The sequence below is a fragment of the Streptomyces sp. NPDC102451 genome (genome assembly GCF_044765485.1).
Taxonomy (GTDB): Bacteria; Actinomycetota; Actinomycetes; order Streptomycetales; family Streptomycetaceae; genus Streptomyces.
Genome location: NZ_JBIWKD010000013.1, coordinates 210,768 through 225,399 on the forward strand (window position 1 = coordinate 210,768; position 14,632 = coordinate 225,399).

13 protein-coding genes, 1 pseudogene and 1 riboswitch are annotated in these 14,632 nt (G+C 70.5%); of the genes and pseudogenes, 4 read left to right on the forward strand and 10 right to left on the reverse strand.

The annotated features are described in order from the left end of the window. Positions 1–113 precede the first annotated feature (113 nt). Positions 114–548 (reverse strand): PPOX class F420-dependent oxidoreductase, encoded by a 435-nt coding sequence (locus ACIRD8_RS26640; protein ID WP_403996519.1) that lies wholly within the window; start codon positions 546–548, stop codon positions 114–116. A gap of 154 nt (positions 549–702) precedes the next feature. Between ACIRD8_RS26640 and ACIRD8_RS26645 the strand changes: the two genes are divergently transcribed. The 3 genes and pseudogenes from ACIRD8_RS26645 to ACIRD8_RS26655 all read left to right on the forward strand — a co-directional run. Next, the gene (locus ACIRD8_RS26645) at positions 703–1,908 is read left to right on the forward strand and encodes a Glu/Leu/Phe/Val dehydrogenase dimerization domain-containing protein (RefSeq protein WP_403996522.1); all 1,206 of its coding nucleotides are present in this window, start codon (positions 703–705) and stop codon (positions 1,906–1,908) included. Between the two features lie 55 nt (positions 1,909–1,963). Next, complete coding sequence (locus ACIRD8_RS26650) at positions 1,964–2,575, forward strand: TetR/AcrR family transcriptional regulator (RefSeq protein ID WP_403996525.1); 612 nt, start codon at positions 1,964–1,966, stop codon at positions 2,573–2,575. 43 nt (positions 2,576–2,618) lie between these two features. After that, positions 2,619–3,032: pseudogene (locus ACIRD8_RS26655) on the forward strand (radical SAM protein); the annotation flags it as partial. Between the two features lie 22 nt (positions 3,033–3,054). On the opposite strand, the gene ACIRD8_RS26660 reads toward ACIRD8_RS26655, so the two are convergent. Together ACIRD8_RS26660 and ACIRD8_RS26665 are read right to left on the reverse strand one after the other, a co-directional pair. Next, positions 3,055–3,882: an SGNH/GDSL hydrolase family protein gene (locus ACIRD8_RS26660; protein WP_403996528.1), complete on the reverse strand. Its 828-nt coding sequence runs from the start codon at positions 3,880–3,882 to the stop codon at positions 3,055–3,057. Between the two features lie 176 nt (positions 3,883–4,058). Further along, on the reverse strand, positions 4,059–4,973 hold the full coding sequence (locus ACIRD8_RS26665; protein ID WP_403996531.1) for a peptidoglycan DD-metalloendopeptidase family protein: 915 nt from the start codon (positions 4,971–4,973) through the stop codon (positions 4,059–4,061). Positions 4,974–4,978: 5 nt separating this feature from the next. Beyond that, positions 4,979–5,150, reverse strand: a riboswitch (cyclic di-AMP (ydaO/yuaA leader). A gap of 402 nt (positions 5,151–5,552) precedes the next feature. Between ACIRD8_RS26665 and ACIRD8_RS26670 the strand changes: the two genes are divergently transcribed. Next, on the forward strand, positions 5,553–6,377 hold the full coding sequence (locus ACIRD8_RS26670) for a tyrosine-protein phosphatase (RefSeq protein ID WP_403996534.1): 825 nt from the start codon (positions 5,553–5,555) through the stop codon (positions 6,375–6,377). 9 nt (positions 6,378–6,386) lie between these two features. On the opposite strand, the gene ACIRD8_RS26675 is transcribed toward ACIRD8_RS26670, so the two are convergent. The 7 genes from ACIRD8_RS26675 to shc form a co-directional block, all read right to left on the reverse strand. Then, positions 6,387–6,560, reverse strand: coding sequence for a DUF6126 family protein (locus ACIRD8_RS26675; protein ID WP_187327230.1), 174 nt, complete (start codon positions 6,558–6,560; stop codon positions 6,387–6,389). A 72-nt stretch (positions 6,561–6,632) separates the two neighbouring features. Continuing rightward, complete coding sequence (locus ACIRD8_RS26680) at positions 6,633–7,253, reverse strand: helix-turn-helix domain-containing protein (protein ID WP_403996538.1); 621 nt, start codon at positions 7,251–7,253, stop codon at positions 6,633–6,635. 58 nt (positions 7,254–7,311) lie between these two features. Further along, positions 7,312–8,706, reverse strand: coding sequence for an aspartate aminotransferase family protein (locus ACIRD8_RS26685; protein ID WP_403996541.1), 1,395 nt, complete (start codon positions 8,704–8,706; stop codon positions 7,312–7,314). After that, positions 8,703–10,613 (reverse strand): 1-deoxy-D-xylulose-5-phosphate synthase, encoded by a 1,911-nt coding sequence (gene dxs / locus ACIRD8_RS26690; RefSeq protein WP_403996544.1) that lies wholly within the window; start codon positions 10,611–10,613, stop codon positions 8,703–8,705. The genes ACIRD8_RS26685 and dxs overlap by 4 nt, the downstream gene beginning before the upstream one ends. Before the next feature lie 138 nt (positions 10,614–10,751). Next, a complete protein-coding gene (hpnH, locus tag ACIRD8_RS26695; RefSeq protein WP_383738551.1) occupies positions 10,752–11,771 on the reverse strand; it encodes an adenosyl-hopene transferase HpnH in 1,020 nt (339 codons plus the stop codon). A 6-nt stretch (positions 11,772–11,777) separates the two neighbouring features. After that, positions 11,778–12,437, reverse strand: a complete 660-nt coding sequence (locus ACIRD8_RS26700) for a 1-hydroxy-2-methyl-2-butenyl 4-diphosphate reductase (RefSeq protein WP_403996548.1) — start codon at positions 12,435–12,437, stop codon at positions 11,778–11,780. A 4-nt stretch (positions 12,438–12,441) separates the two neighbouring features. Continuing rightward, positions 12,442–14,448 carry a squalene--hopene cyclase gene (shc, locus tag ACIRD8_RS26705; RefSeq protein ID WP_403996551.1) on the reverse strand — a complete coding sequence of 669 codons (2,007 nt, stop codon included), beginning with the start codon at positions 14,446–14,448 and terminating at the stop codon, positions 12,442–12,444. Positions 14,449–14,632: the final 184 nt, after the last annotated feature.

Genomic DNA, 14,632 nt, shown 5'->3' on the forward strand with positions numbered 1-14,632 from the left:
TGAGGGAGTCGGTGTCGTCTCATTATGGTCGGGAGGCAGGACGGAGCGAGAGCTCGGCGGTGAACGGAGCACAGTCGCGCGCCCTCCGGAGCCGTGTCGCAAGGGGTGCCGCGTCAGGCCCGCGGCTGGCCGTACACATGCTCGATCCGCAGCGTCAGGGCGACTCTGCGGTCCTGGACCATCACCCGGCGGTAGTCGTCCCAGTCCGGATGCTCTCCCCGGACGTCCCGGTAGAGGCTGATCAGCTGCTCCACGACCTCGTCGTGCGGGTCGGCGGCGGGCGGGGTCAGCTCGGCGGTGGCGTCCGCGACGGTCCAGGCCCACCGGTCGTCGCTGGTCACGTGGTAGCTCGCCCTGGGGTCCCGGCGGAGGTTACGGGTCTTCGCCCGGCCCTCCGTGATGGACACACGGACCACCCCTTCCTCGGGGTAGTAGGCGTGGTTCACATTGGACAGCTGGGGCCTGCCGTCACTCTTGAGGGTGACCAGCACCCCGCCGTCGTGCTCCCCGAAGAGTCGTAGAAGTGCCTCACGCGCGGGTTCCGTCATGCCGACTCCAACGTCCGGACCCCCCGCAGGATTCCGCATCCGGGGCACGACGATGTCACATCCGGTGCTCCGCCAGGCGTTGACAGCCGTTCCCGGCCTCCCGATACTGACTCGCTGTTCAGTAAATGGACTCAGCTGATCCAGGAGCCGCGCCGTGCCGTCCCTCTCCCCCTCCCCCGCACCGCTGGTGTCCCTGACCTGGACCGACCATGTCACCGGCACCGAGGGGTATCTCGTCGTCGACCGGCTGGTACGCGGTGTGTCGAGCGGGGGCCTGCGGATGAGGCGGGGCTGCACCCTCGCGGAGGTGGCGGGCCTGGCGAAGGGCATGACCATGAAGGAGGCCCTGCACTTCGACCCCGGCGACTCGCGGGCCCGGTACATCCCGCTGGGCGGGGCCAAGGGAGGCATCGACTGCGACCCACGCGATCCCGCCGCCTACGGGGTACTCGTACGGTTCCTCCGGGCGGTGCGTCCGTACATCGAGAACGTCTGGACGACGGGCGAGGATCTCGGGCTGAGTCAGGATCTCGTCGACCGGGCCGCGTCGGAGGCCGGGCTGGTCTCCACGGTCCAGGCGGTCCACCCCCTGCTCGACGACGAGGCGGAGGCCCGGCGCCGGCTCGCGGACGCCTTCGCCGTCACGGTGGACGGGATCGGGCTGGACGAGCTGGTCGGCGGCTTCGGGGTCGCTGAGTGCGCGCTCACCGCCCTCGACCGGGCGGGTGTGGCGCACGACGGCGCACGGGTCTCCCTCCAGGGGCTCGGCACCATGGGCGGGGCGACGGCACGTTTCCTCTCCCGGGCGGGTCTTGCGGTCGTCGCGGTCGCCGACATCAAGGGCACGATCGCCAATCCCGCCGGCCTGGACGTCGAGGCGCTGCTGGCCGCCCGGGACGCACACGGGACGGTGGACCGCGGGGCGCTGCGGGACGGGGACCGGGAACTGCCGGCCGACGCCTGGCTGTCCGCCGACGCGGAAGTACTCGTTCCGGCCGCCGTGTCGTACGCCGTCGACGCCGTGAACCAGGCCTCCGTCAGAGCCCGTTGGGTGGTCGAGGCGGCGAACATGCCGGTGCTCCCGGAAGCGGAGTCGCTGCTCGCCGAGCGCGGAATCACGGTGCTGCCCGACGTGGTCGTCAACTCCGCCACGAACGCGTGGTGGTGGTGGACGCTGTTCGGGGACATCGGGCCCGACGCGGACGAGGCGTTCGGGCACACCCGCAGTTCGATGCGCGCCCTCATGGACCGTGTCCTGCGGCGGGCCGCGACGGACGGCTGCACCCCGCGGGCGGCTGCGCACGCGCTCGCCGCGGACCGTCTGCCGGTGATGGCGGAGCGGTTCGGCTGGTACAGGTAGCCCGCCAGGCACGGGGGCCGGATGCCCGGACCGGCGCGTTCGTTAGGGTGACCGCGTGGCGAGAGTACGGCTGAGTGTGGCGGAGCGACGTGAGGAGCTCCTGCGCGCCGCCGTCGAGCAGATCGAGGTCCGGGGCGTGTCCGCGGTCCGGATCGCCGATGTGGCCGCCGTTCTCGGGGTGAGCAACGCTCTGGTGCTCTACCACTTCTCGTCCAAGGAGAAACTGGTGGCCGCCGCGTTCGCCTACGCGGCGGAGGCCGATCTCGCCCATCTGCGCAAGCTGCTCACCCGGCGTACGAGCGCGGTCCGGCGGCTGCGGTCCGCCGTTCGCTGGTACGCCCCGACGGGTCAGGCCAAGGGCTGGCGGCTGTGGATCGAGGGCTGGGCGTCCTCCCTGCGTGATCCGGTGCTGCGCGAGGTCGCCGGAGACCTCGACCAGCAGTGGAAGGCCGAGCTGGCCGAGGTGATCGAGGAGGGTGCCGCGGCGGGTGAGTTCCACTGCGAGGATCCGATGTCGGTGGCCTGGCGGCTGACGGCCCTCCTCGACGGGCTGGCCGTCCAGATGACGTCGTACGTGGGTCCGCTCTCCCGGGCCACGATGCTGCAGTGGACCGAGGAAGCGCTCGCCCGCGAACTCGGCATCGACCACGAGGCCCTGACCGCCTGAGAGACCGGGGGCGTGCAGCCGGCGCATCGGTCCGTCAGGTCTGGCCGCCGAGGGGCACACCTACACGGACGAGCAGGCGGACCGCTGGACGGCTCTGGACCCGCTGTTCCCGTACAGCAGGCATCCGCACCGCTCGGCGGGGCTGCCCTGCCGGACCGGCGAGTCGGTCGTCTCGGTGGACGGCGACGGGACGGTGCGCCGCTGTCATTTCGTCCGTGCCGAGCTGGGCAACCTCTACGACGGCAGCTACCGGAGCGCGCTCGGCCCCCGCGGCTGCCCGCTCGCGGTGTGCGACTGCCACATCGGCTATGTGCACCTGGAGACACTGCCGTTGTACGACGTCTTCGCGGGCGGCGTGCTGGAGCGGATACCCGCCCGTCCGGTGCGGGTATCCGCATCGGACGGGCTCGCCTCCCCGGGCCCGGCCCGGCGTCAGCTCCCCCTGGCCGGCCCCTGACGAAAGGTCAGCGGTGGGGTGGTCAGAGCGGCAGCAGGTCGGGGCGCTTGGCCTCGACGTGGTCCCCGGAGGACTCCCCGCGCAGCCGGCGGCCGATCCACGGGACGAGGTATTCGCGCGCCCACTGGATGTCGTCGCGCCGGACCTCGAGCGCTCCGCGCTGTACCTGCGGGGGCCACACCTGGTCGGGGTCGGCCGGCACCTCGAGGCCGAGGACCTGGGCGGCGCGCAGGGCGACCCGGGTGTGCCCCTCCGCCGAGAGGTGCAGCCGGTCGTTGTCCCAGGCCCGCCGGTCCTGCACGGACCGCAGGGACCACAGGTCCAGCACCGGGCAGTCGTAGCGATCGGCGATGGACCGGACATGCGCGGTGTACATGGCGATCTTGCCCCGCAGATGCTTGAGCACGGGGATGCCACGCGTGTCGAAGCCGGTGGTGACCATGACGGTGCCGACCGCCTGGGTCAGGTCGGCGACCGCACGCTCGAAGCGTTCGGCCACGTCGTCCGGGTCGGAACCGGGACGGAGGATGTCGTTGCCGCCCGCGCAGAAGCTCACCAGATCAGGTGCCAGCTCCTTGGCGCGGGGGACCTGTTCCTCGACTATCTGGTCGAGGAGGCGTCCGCGTACGGCGAGATTGGCGTACCGGAAGTTCCCGTGCATGTCGTCCGCGGGGGCGACCACCGCATCAGGGACCGGGAGCTGGTCCGCCAGGAGGACCGCGAACCGGTCGGCCCAGCCGACGAGCGTGCCTCCGGGGCCGGGGTCTCCGACGCCCTCGGTGAAGCTGTCGCCAATCGCTGCGTACGACCCGATGATGCCTCGTGTTTTGTTTCTCGAATCGTCTGCCACAAGGGCTTATCTTGCACCTTCGATTGTGACCTACGCGACCGTAATAAGGGGTTGACGGGTGGTGAGAAAGACCACCCGGTCAGTTTTTGGTAAAGCCGGAATAAGGAGAGGGGCGGTGCGCCGCTGCGCACCGCCCCTCTCCTTCAGTCCGAGATGGGACCCTCGGGTGGTGTGTCTCAGATGGAGACGCCGTGCGAACGCAGGTAGGCGATCGGGTCGACGTCCGAGCCGTAGCTCGGGCCGGTCCGGACCTCGAAGTGGAGGTGCGGGCCGGTGGAGTTGCCGGTGGTGCCGGAGAGGCCGATCTGCTGGCCGCCGGTGACGGTCTGGCCGGCCGAGACCTCGAGCGAGGACAGGTGCGCGTACTGGGAGTACATGCCGTCGCTGTGCTGGATGACGACCTCGTTGCCGTACGAGCCGCTCCAGCCGGCGGAGACCACGGTGCCCTCGCCGATGGACCGGACGCTGGTGCCTGAGGCCGCCTGGAAGTCGGAGCCGGTGTGGTAGCCGCTGGACCAGCTGGCGCCCGAGGCGCGGTACTGGGTGGTGACGTTGGGGTTCTCGACCGGGGTGGTCCAGCCCGAGGTGTTGCTCTCGGAGGCGCCGGAGTCGGCGGTCTCCTCGGCCGGAGCAGCCGCCTCCTTGACGGGAGCAGCCGTCTTCTCGGCCGGAGCGGCCTTCTTCGCGGCCGACGGGGCCGACTTGGAGGGCGTGGCGTCGGCGGAGCCGGATGCCTTGGCGCCGATGGTCAGCTTCAGGCCCGGCCGGATCAGGCTCGGGTTCTCGCCGACGACGTCACGGTTGTCCTGGTACAGCTTCTGCCAGCCGCCCTTGACCTTCTGGTCGGCCGCTATCTTCACCAGGTAGTCGCCGGAGACCACGGAGTAGGTCTTCGGGGCACTCTTCGCCGCGGAGGCGGGGGCGCCGTGCGCGGCGGCGGACGTGGAGGCCGGTGCGGCCTGCTCGGCCGCGTTGGCGCCGGTGGCGCCGATCAGCGGGAGGGCGAGTACGGCGCCGCCGGTCCCCGCGGCAAGGACGCCTCGGGAGATCGGGCCGGTCTTCGTACGACGGTGCTTGCCTTTTGCGGGCATGGGGCTTTTCCTCTCCGGCGCCTGCGAGGTGAGCTGTCGGGTTCGGACTGGAGATGCCCGGCCGCACTGTGCGCGACTTGACCCCTAGCCGTACCGGATCCCTCCGGCCGGCGGCCTACCTGGTTCCCCCGCTCCTGCCACACGTGAGTCGTTGCGGATTCCGGGCGGCGGCAGGATTAGGCGTTCCGTCCGGATTGACCGTGACCGTAAGCGAGCCGGGACGCCGCGAACAAGCCACGGATTGTGAAGCGGAATCCACGCTTCAATTCCGGTGCGGAATTACCGTCACACTCCGTGGATTACCGATCTTGGCTTTCCGCGCGGCGTCAGGAATACCCCTCGGCATCCTCGCCACACACCGTCACGGATATGATCCCGCTCACCTCACTCACACCATCTCCCGTACAAGCGGGGCGTGTTCTGCTAAATGCACCAATACGGACATGGCGCGACCTTCGCCCCATGAGGGAGACCGGGGCCACGGCGACCGGGACGGCTGCGCGATGCAGCTATGTCGTATCGTCGCGGGCGTGCCCCGTCGGCGAGCGGCGCCGACGCCCGACACCCCCAGGAGCCCTTGTGACGCAGCTGCCAGAGGTCCCGCCGGCCGGCCCCGAGCCGACGGACGTCGACCTGTCCGGTGTCCGCAACTTCCGTGACGTCGGCGGGCTTCCGACCGCCGACGGCCGCACCGTGCGGTACGGGCGCCTCTACCGCAGCGGTCACCTCGCCCACGCCACCGAGTCCGACGCAGCCTTCCTCTCCGGACTCGGCCTGCACACGATCTTCGACTTCCGCAATGCGGCCGACCACAAGCTCGACGGTCTCGACGTGGAGCTGCCCGGCGTCCGGAATGTCAGCATTCCTCTCTCCGACCCGGCGGACGGCGCGGAGTTCTGGCGGCTGGTGCGCGACGGGAACATCCAGCAGTTGCGCTCGATCCTGGCCGACGGCAAGGGAACGGCGAGGATGGTCGCCTCGTACCGTTCGATCATCAAGGACCGCACCGCCGAACACAGCCGCGTACTGCACGCGCTGGCCGAGGACAGCGTGCCGGCGCTGATGCACTGTGCGGCGGGCAAGGACCGGGCCGGCCTTTCGGTCGCGGTCTCGCTGCTCGCGGTCGGTGTCGAGAAGGAGGCCATCGAGGCCGACTACCTCAAGTCGAACGACGCGCACCGCCGCTACAAGGTGCGGCGCAGCGACACCTCGCCGGTGGGAATGTCCGACGAGGTGATGGAACTGCTCAATCCGCTCTTCGGTGCCCGCGCCGAGTACCTCACCGCGGCGCTCGACACCATCGACGAGATCTGGGGCAGCGCGGACCGCTATTTCCTGGAAGGGCTGAAGATCAGCCACGAGACCCGCGCGAAGCTGCGTGAGCGCCTCGTCGAAGGCGCGTGACGCCGTCGGTCAGCCTTTGCCGGCCACGGTGAAGAGGAGGTAGAGGAAGCCCGCGACGACGTGTCCGGCCACCAGGTAGGCGAAGAGCCGGATCACGACGCCGCGGGGCATCCGCCGCTCCTGTGTGTCCGCACTCTTCGGCCTGCGCGGGGTGAGCGGGTCGTAGTGCTCCGAATCGGACATGACAGTCCTCTCTTCCGGCCGCTCGGACCGGGGGGCAGGGGCGAAGGGTGTGCGTGGGGGGGGCGTGCGGGATCAGAGCCGGTGCATGCCGCTGCCCAGGCACAGCTCGGCGGCCGGGCTCTGCAGCAGCGTGTGGACGAAGAGCAGGCGCGCCCCGCCGGTGCCGAGCGCGGCGATCCGGTGCGGGGTGAGCGAGTCGAAGTGCGCACTGTCCCCCGGGTCGAGGTCGTGCACGCTCTCGCCGAGCACGACCCGGAGCCTGCCGTCGAGGACGTACAGCCACTCCTCCCCGGGGTGGACGCGCACGAGGTCGCCCTCGGCGCCGTACGGGACACGGACGTGCAGCGCCTGCATGGCGCGGCCGGGTGCGCCCGCCTGCCGGTAGACCCAGCCGCCCGCCTCGGTGCCGCGCGGCGTGCCCTCGGGCAGGCTGCCGCGGACGATCGCGTCACGTTCGGGCGGCATCTCGCCCAGGAGCTCGGAGACGGTCGTACCGTAGACCCGGGCGAGGCCGAGCAGCATCGGCAGCGAAGGCTGCCTCCGGCCCGTCTCGAGCCGGGAGAGGTGGGCCGGGGAGAGTCCTGCCCGTCCGGCCGCGCCCTCCAGGGTGAGGCCGCGGTTGCGGCGCAGTTCGCGTAGGCGTGGCGCGATCCCCGGGAGCTCGTCGGCCACCCCTCCGTCAGGAGGATTCATGCCTCCATTGGGCCAGAATCTTTCCTCTGAGGCAAATATTTTGCCTCAGAGGCAACAGTCAGCGGTTGGCCACGGCCTGCTTCACCAGCGTCCTGCCGAAGTCCCACATCAGCCCGCCCCCGCTGTGCGCGTCATCCATGACGGCGGTGAAGGCGGTGACGAAGCGGTCGACCTCCGGCTCCCCGATGACCAGCGGCGGAATCAGCTTGATCACCTCCAGGTGATCGCCGGAGACCTGGGTGAGGATCCGGTGCTTCTGCAGCAGCGGCACCACGACCATCTGCGCGAAGAGCCCCTTGCGTGCGGCCTGCAGCATCGTCCAGCGGCTGCGGAGCTTGAGGGAGGACGGCCGGCCGAACTCGATGCCGATCATCAGCCCCCGGCCCCGCACCTCGTGCAGCAGCTCGTAGCGGCCGACGAGCGCGGCGAGCCGCTCACGCAGCAGATCACCGGTGCGACGGGCGTTCGCCACGGTCTCCTCCTGCTCCATCACCGCGAGGACGGCGAGCCCGGCGGCCATGGCCTGGGCGTTGGAACCGAAGCTCGCGGAGTGGACGAGGACCCGGTCCATCGAGGAGTAGACGCGCTTGAAGATCCAGTCCTTGCCGAGCGTCGCGCCGACCGGGACGTACCCGCCGGAGAGCGCCTTGGCGACGCAGAGCAGATCGGGTTCGACGCCCTCCTCGTGCTGGTACGCGTAGAAGTCACCGGTCCTGCCGAGCCCGGTCTGCACCTCGTCGGCGATGAGCACGGCCTTGTGCCGGTGCAGCAGCTCCTGGGCCTCCCGAAGGAAGCCGGGCGGTGCGGCGTGGACGCCCTTGCCCTGGATCGGCTCCACGACAAGCCCGGCCACGTCCCCGCGCTTCAGCTCGCGCCGCAGCGCGTCGAGGTCGCCGAGCGCGATGGCCGTGTCCGGCAGCAGGGGCGCGAACCCGTCGCGGAAGCCCTTCTCACCGTTGACCGAGAGCGAGCCGGTCGTCAGCCCGTGGAAGGCGTGGTCGCAGTAGAGGATCCGCGGCTTGCCGGTGGCGTACCGGGCGAACTTCAGCGCGGTCTCGACCGCCTCCGTGCCGCTGTTGCCGAAGAACACCCGGTCGAGGTGCGGGCTGTGCGCCAGCAGTCTCTCGGCGAGCAGCCCCGGCAGCGGCTGGCAGTCGAAGCGGGTGAGGTCGGCGAGCGAGGCGTCCAGGACGTCGTGGAGCGCCTTGCGTACGACGGGGTGGTGCCGGCCGAGACCCATCACGCCGAAGCCGGCCAGCATGTCGAGGTAGTCGTTGCCCTCCTCGTCCCAGAAGTGCGCGCCCTCGGCCCGCTCGTAGACCTTGTCGAAGCCGAGGGTGTGGAGCATCCGCGGCAGCTGGTGGTTGAGGTGCCGGGTGTGCAGCTCGTAGCGTTCGGCGCCCCGTTCCGCGAGGAGCCGCCCCAGGTCGAAGCCCGGCCGTCCGTCCTTCATGCCCCGTTCTCCTTCGGCACGTTCCGCTCTCCCGCTGCCGTGCGGCGCTCCAGCGCCGCGCTGATGCTCCCGGCGATCTCCACCGGCGTGAGCCCGATCTCGGCCAGCACCTCGCCGCGCCCCGCGTGCGCGAGGAACTGCTCGGGGACGCCGTACGTCCGCAGCGGTACGTCGACGCCGGCGTCCCGCAGTGCCTGCCCCACGGCCCAGCCGACCCCGCCGGACCTGCTGTTGTCCTCGACGACCGCCACCAGCCGGTGCTGCGCGGCGAGGGCGGGCAGCTGCTCGTCGACCGGTTTGACCCAGCGCGGGTCGACGACCGTGCAGCGGATCCCGGATCCGGCGAGCAGGTCGGCGGCCTGCAGACAGACCGGGGCGAGCACTCCGACGGCCACCAGAAGGACGTCGGGGTCGGGGGCCCGGTGCAGGACGTCCATCCCGCCGATCCTCCCGACGGCCGCGACGGGCTCCCCCACCGACTCCTTGGGGAAGCGGATCACCGTGGGGGCGTCGTCGACGTCGACGGCCTCGCGCAGCTCCTCACGCAGCCGGTCGGCGTCGCGCGGGGCGGCGATGCGGAGCCCCGGGACGACCTGGAGCAGGGACATGTCCCACATGCCGTTGTGCGAGGGGCCGTCGGAACCGGTGACACCGGCCCGGTCCAGCACGAAGGTCACCCCGCAGCTGTGCAGGGCGACGTCCATCAGCAGCTGGTCGAACGCCCGGTTGAGGAAGGTCGCGTAGACGGCGACGACCGGGTGCAGGCCTCCGGTGGCCAGCCCCGCCGCCGAGACCGCCGCGTGCTGCTCGGCGATCCCGACGTCCCAGATCCGGTCGGGGAACTCCTCCGCGAAGCGGGTCAGCCCGACCGGGTGCAGCATCGCCGCGGTGATCGCGACGACATCGGGGCGTTCGGCGCCGATCTCCGCGATCTCGTCGCCGAAGACGGAGGTCCAGGACGGCGCGGCGGGCACGACGAGCGGCTCGCAGGTCAGCGGGTCCATCCTGCCGACGGTGTGGAAGCGGTCGGCGTCGTCGGCCAGGGCGGGCGGGAAGCCACGGCCCTTCTCGGTGATGCAGTGGACCAGCACCGGGCCGTGGAAGCGCTTGGCCCGCTGCAGCGCGGCCTCGACGGCCGCGGTGTCGTGCCCGTCGACCGGGCCGACGTACTTGAGGCCCAGGTCCTCGAACATGCCCTGCGGGGCGAAGGTGTCCTTGAAGCCCTTCTTCGCGCCGTGCAGGGACCCGTACAGCGGCTGTCCGATGACCGGTGTCTGCTGGAGCACGCCCTTGCCCCAGGACAGGAAGCGCTCGTAGCCGTCGGTGGTGCGGAGGGTGGCGAGGTGGTTGGCGAGCCCGCCGATGGTCAGGGCGTACGAGCGCTCGTTGTCGTTCACCACGATGATCAGCGGGCGGCGCCTGGCCGCGGCGATGTTGTTGAGGGCCTCCCAGGCCATTCCGCCGGTGAGGGCCCCGTCGCCGATGACCGCCACGACATGGCGTGCGCGTTCCAGCACCTCGTCGGCCTTGGCGAGGCCGTCGGCCCAGCCGAGCACGGTGGAGGCGTGGGAGTTCTCGATGACGTCGTGCTCGGACTCCTCGCGCGAGGGGTAGCCGGAGAGGCCGCCCTTGCCGCGCAGCTTGGAGAAGTCCTGGCGCCCGGTCAGCAGCTTGTGCACATAACTCTGGTGTCCGGTGTCCCACAGGATGCGGTCCACGGGAGAGTCGAAGACCCGGTGCAGGGCGATGGTGAGTTCGATCACGCCGAGGTTCGGGCCGAGATGACCGCCCGTCCTCGCCACCGCCCGGATGAGGAACGCCCTGATCTCCTCGGCGAGTTCACCGAGTTCCGGTCGGCTCAGTGCCTTGAGATCCTGCGGCCCCTTGATGGATTCCAGCATCGTCACGCCCGGGCCCCTCTCTCTGCTCCTGTTGTCGGCTCACGGCCACGGCGGGGACCCCGGTGGGTGCCCCCGCCGGGTCGCCCCGCGAGGGCCGGCAGCCCGGGGAGCACCCGCGCGGCCGGCCCTCCTTCGGTCATGACGTCACCGGTTCCCGCCGATCGTCTCCCGTGCCGCTCGCAGGGACTCCTTCAGCGACCCCATGGTGGCGAGCACCGCCGTGGGCTCGTAGCCGCAGTGCGCCATGCAGTTGGCGCAGCGCGGGTCCTTGCCCCGGCCGTACTTGTCCCAGTCGGTGTCCTCGATGAGCTCCCGGTAGGTGGGGACGTACCCGTCGCTCATCAGGTAGCAGGGCCGCTGCCAGCCGAAGAGCGAGTAGTTGGGGATCGCCCAGGCCGTGCAGGGGAAGTCGGCCTTGCCCTCCAGGAAGTCCAGGAAGAGCGGGGAGTGGTTCAGCCTCCAGCGGCTCCGGTTGCCGCCCGCGAAGGACTTCTTGAAGAGCTCGCGGGTCTGCTCGACGCCCAGGAAGTGCTCCTGGTCGGGGGCCTTCTCGTAGGCGTAGGCGGGCGAGATCATCATCTCGTCGACCTTCATCTCGTCATTGAGGAAGTTCAGCACCTCGATGACGGTCTGCGGGGTGTCGGTGTTGAAGAAGGTGGAGTTGGTCGTGACCCGGAAGCCGCGCCGCTTGGCCTCCTTCATCGCCTCCACCGCTTCGTCGAAGACGCCTTCCTTGGCGACCGACTCGTCGTGCCGCTCGCGCAGTCCGTCGATGTGCACGGCGAAGGCGAAGTAGGGCGACGGGGTGAACTTGTCGAGCTTCTTACGCATCAGCATGGCGTTGGTGCAGAGGAAGACGTACTTCCTCTTCGCCACCAGCTGGCGCACGATCTCATCGATCTGCGGGTGCATCAGCGGCTCACCGCCGGCGATGGAGACCATCGGAGCGCCGGACTCCAGCACCGCTCCGACCGCCTGGGCGACCGGCATGCGCTGCTTGAGCACTCCGGCGGGGTGCTGGATCTTCCCACAGCCCTCGCACGCCAGATTGCAGGCGAACAAGGGCTCCAGTTCCACGATCAGCGGGAACTTCTCCCGCTTGCGGAGCTTCTGTTCGAAGAGATACGTCGCAACCTTGATGGACTGACGGAGCGGCATGGCCATCTGGGCTCACCTCCTGGGGAGCAGCAAAGATCGGTGCCATTCATGGAAAGCCGGAAGGACAGCACGGAGAACGCGGAATGCCGATATTCCACCGCGGACCGTGCCGATACGGACGAGCTCATGCTCTGGAGCGTCCACGACCACCCGTACGGCGGCAACCGGGCGTGGGCCCGTGCGGACGGCGGTGCGGAGGGTGGCGGCGGACTCCATGTCCACCGCGATGGCGCCGGTGGCCCGGAGCCCGGCCCGCTCCGGGCCCCGGACGACGTGTCCGGAGCCGTTGAGCGGGCCGGTGTGGACCGTGCGTCCGGGCACGGCCCTGACCAGTGCGTCGACCAGCAGGCCGGTGCCGGTGCAGACCGTGGTGCCGCCGTTGTCCCGGGTCTCCTCGGCCACCACGAGGTCGCCCGGGTGCATGCCGGGTTCCAGCCCGGCGCAGAAGCCGGAGGCGATGACCGCGGTGCCTCCGGCTCCGTCCTGTCCGAGTGCGAGCCGGACGGCGTTCTCCGCGGCCTTGGGCCCCATCCCGGACCTGATGATGCTCACCGGGCCGGGGCCCGGGGTGCCGCCCTTCCTCCCGGTGCGCAGGGCGAAGCGCTCGATGCCGAGTGCGCAGGCGATCAGCAGCGGCGTGGCGGGACCGGGCGGCTCCGGTGAACCCCCCATCGCTTCAGGCCCCCTTGCCGGTCGCGCCGGTGCCTGCGGCGGCGAAGGGGTCTCCGTGGACGTACCGGCCGAGCGCCGTGAGAGGGAAGACCTGCCGGTAGAGGTGGTAGTTGATGGAGAAGTCCCAGGGAAAGCCGGTCCCGGTGAAGTGGGGCTCGTCCCAGGAGCCGTCCGCCTGCTGCGTGTTGGCCAGCCAGGCGACGCCCCGCTCCACGGAACGGGTCTCCCGCTCCCCCGCGGCCAGCAGGGCGAGGAGCGCCCACGCGGTCTGGGAGGCGGTCGAGGCGCCGTGGCCGATCCACTTCTCCTCGCGGTAGGAGCGCAGGTCCTCGCCCCATCCCCCGTCGTCGTTCTGGACGGACTTCAGCCAGTCGACGGCCCGGCGCACCGAGGGGTGCGCGGCCGGCAGCCCGGCCGCGATCAGGGCGGGCACGACGGAGCCCGTCCCGTAGATGTAGTTGACGCCCCACCGGCCGAACCAGGCGCCGTTCGCCTCCTGTTCGGCGAGCAGCCACTCGATGCCCCTGCGGGTACGGGGGTCCTGCGCCCGCCCCTCGATGGCGAGCATCTCCACCACGTGTCCGGTGACGTCGGCCGACGGCGGGTCGATGACCTCACCGAAGTCGCAGAACGGCAGCCGGTTGGGGAACGGGCTGGTGTTGTCCGCGTCGAAGGCTCCCCAGGCACCGTTGCGTGACTGCATGCCGAGGTTCCAGCGGACTCCGCGCTCGATGGCCGCCTCGACCCTGGCGGGGTCGGGGTGGCGGACGCGGCGCAGCGCCAGGACGACTTCCGCGGTGTCGTCGATGTCGGGGTAGTTGTCGTTGTGGAACTCGAACGCCCAGCCGCCCGGGGCCAGTTCGGGCTTGCGTACGGACCAGTCACCCGGCCGTACGATCTCCTCGGCGAGCATCCAGTCGGCCGCTCTCACGAGCGCGGGATGGTCGGGGCTCACCCCCGCGTCGGCGAGGGCGATGGTGGCGAGGCAGGTGTCCCAGACCGGGGACTGACAGGCCTCGACCATGCGGGCGCCGTCCTCACGCCAGACGGTGAACCGGTCGAGGGATTCGAGTCCCGCCCTCATCACCGGGTGGTCGAGGTCGTAGCCGAGCAGGTGCAGGGCGATGACGGAGTACACCGCGGGGGGCTGGATGCCGCCCCAGCAGCCGTCGTTCTCCTGCCGTTCGATGATCCAGCGGGCGGCGGCGTTCATGGCGCTGCGCCGCAGTCTGCGCGGTGCCACCTTGTGGTAGAGGTGCAGCGCCTTGTCGAGCCGCTGGAAGACGCCGTCCCAACTGGCCGCGGGAGCAGCGGGCTTGGGTGGATTGGGGCACGCCGGGTCGGTGTGCAGTTCGTCCAGGGTGAAGGGGGCGGGGCGTACGGGCCGCTTCGCGGACACGATGGTGAGCGGTACGATGGTCTGGCGGGCCCAGCAGCCGAAGTCGTAGATGTTGAGCGGGACCCACTTGGGGAAGAACATCAGCTCGGGCGGCAGTTCCGGCAGGTCGTCCCACTTCCACCAGCCGAAGAGCGCGAGCCAGATCCGGGTGAAGACCCGGGACTCCGCGATGCCGCCCTGTTCCCTGACCCAGCCCGCGGCCCGTCTCATGTGGGGGTCGTCCGGCCGGTCCCCGGCGAGCCGCAGCGCCACGTACGCCTCGATGGTGGCGGAGAGGTCGGGCGGTCCCTCGTAGAAGGTGTTCCAGGTGCCGTCGGCCATCTGCTCGCCCCGGATGAAGCGGGCCGAGGCCTTGACGGTGTCCGGGTCCTGGATGCCCAGGAACTGACGGAGCAGCAGGTCCTCCGCGTCCATGGTGACGTTGGTGGCGAGGTCGCCCTTCCACCAGCCCTGCTCGTCCTGCCTGCCGAGGAGGTGCTCCACCGAGCGTTCCGCGGCTCGCCGCGCGACGGCCGAGATGTCGTCCGGGGCGATGGTTGGTTCGGTCGGATCGCTCGCGGGGACTGCGCGGAGGTTCGCGGCCCCGGTGCTTCCGTCGGTCGTCGCTGTCATGGCTTCCCCTTCGTGCAGTCTGGTCCTCTGCTGTGCTGGGGTCTCCGTCGGGGGGGGGGCCCCGGGGGGGGCCCCCCCCCCCCCCCCCGCAAAAAGGTATCGACTTAAAAAGATTTTAAAGAACAAAAAAAACGGAGGACCCGGGGTGAGGCCCCCCCACCAGAACGCCCAAAAGGAAGAAAAA

Bases quoted from the DNA above. Each gene is read 5' to 3' on its own strand.
- hpnH (WP_383738551.1), bottom strand. From the start codon at position 11,771: ATGGCCATGCCGCTCCGTCAGTCCATCAAGGTTGCGACGTATCTCTTC.
- ACIRD8_RS26665 (WP_403996531.1), bottom strand. From the start codon at position 4,973: ATGCCCGCAAAAGGCAAGCACCGTCGTACGAAGACCGGCCCGATCTCC.
- ACIRD8_RS26700 (WP_403996548.1), bottom strand. From the start codon at position 12,437: ATGGGGGGTTCACCGGAGCCGCCCGGTCCCGCCACGCCGCTGCTGATC.
- ACIRD8_RS26675 (WP_187327230.1), bottom strand. From the start codon at position 6,560: ATGTCCGATTCGGAGCACTACGACCCGCTCACCCCGCGCAGGCCGAAG.
- ACIRD8_RS26680 (WP_403996538.1), bottom strand. From the start codon at position 7,253: ATGAATCCTCCTGACGGAGGGGTGGCCGACGAGCTCCCGGGGATCGCG.
- shc (WP_403996551.1), bottom strand. From the start codon at position 14,448: ATGACAGCGACGACCGACGGAAGCACCGGGGCCGCGAACCTCCGCGCA.
- ACIRD8_RS26640 (WP_403996519.1), bottom strand. From the start codon at position 548: ATGACGGAACCCGCGCGTGAGGCACTTCTACGACTCTTCGGGGAGCAC.
- ACIRD8_RS26685 (WP_403996541.1), bottom strand. From the start codon at position 8,706: ATGAAGGACGGACGGCCGGGCTTCGACCTGGGGCGGCTCCTCGCGGAA.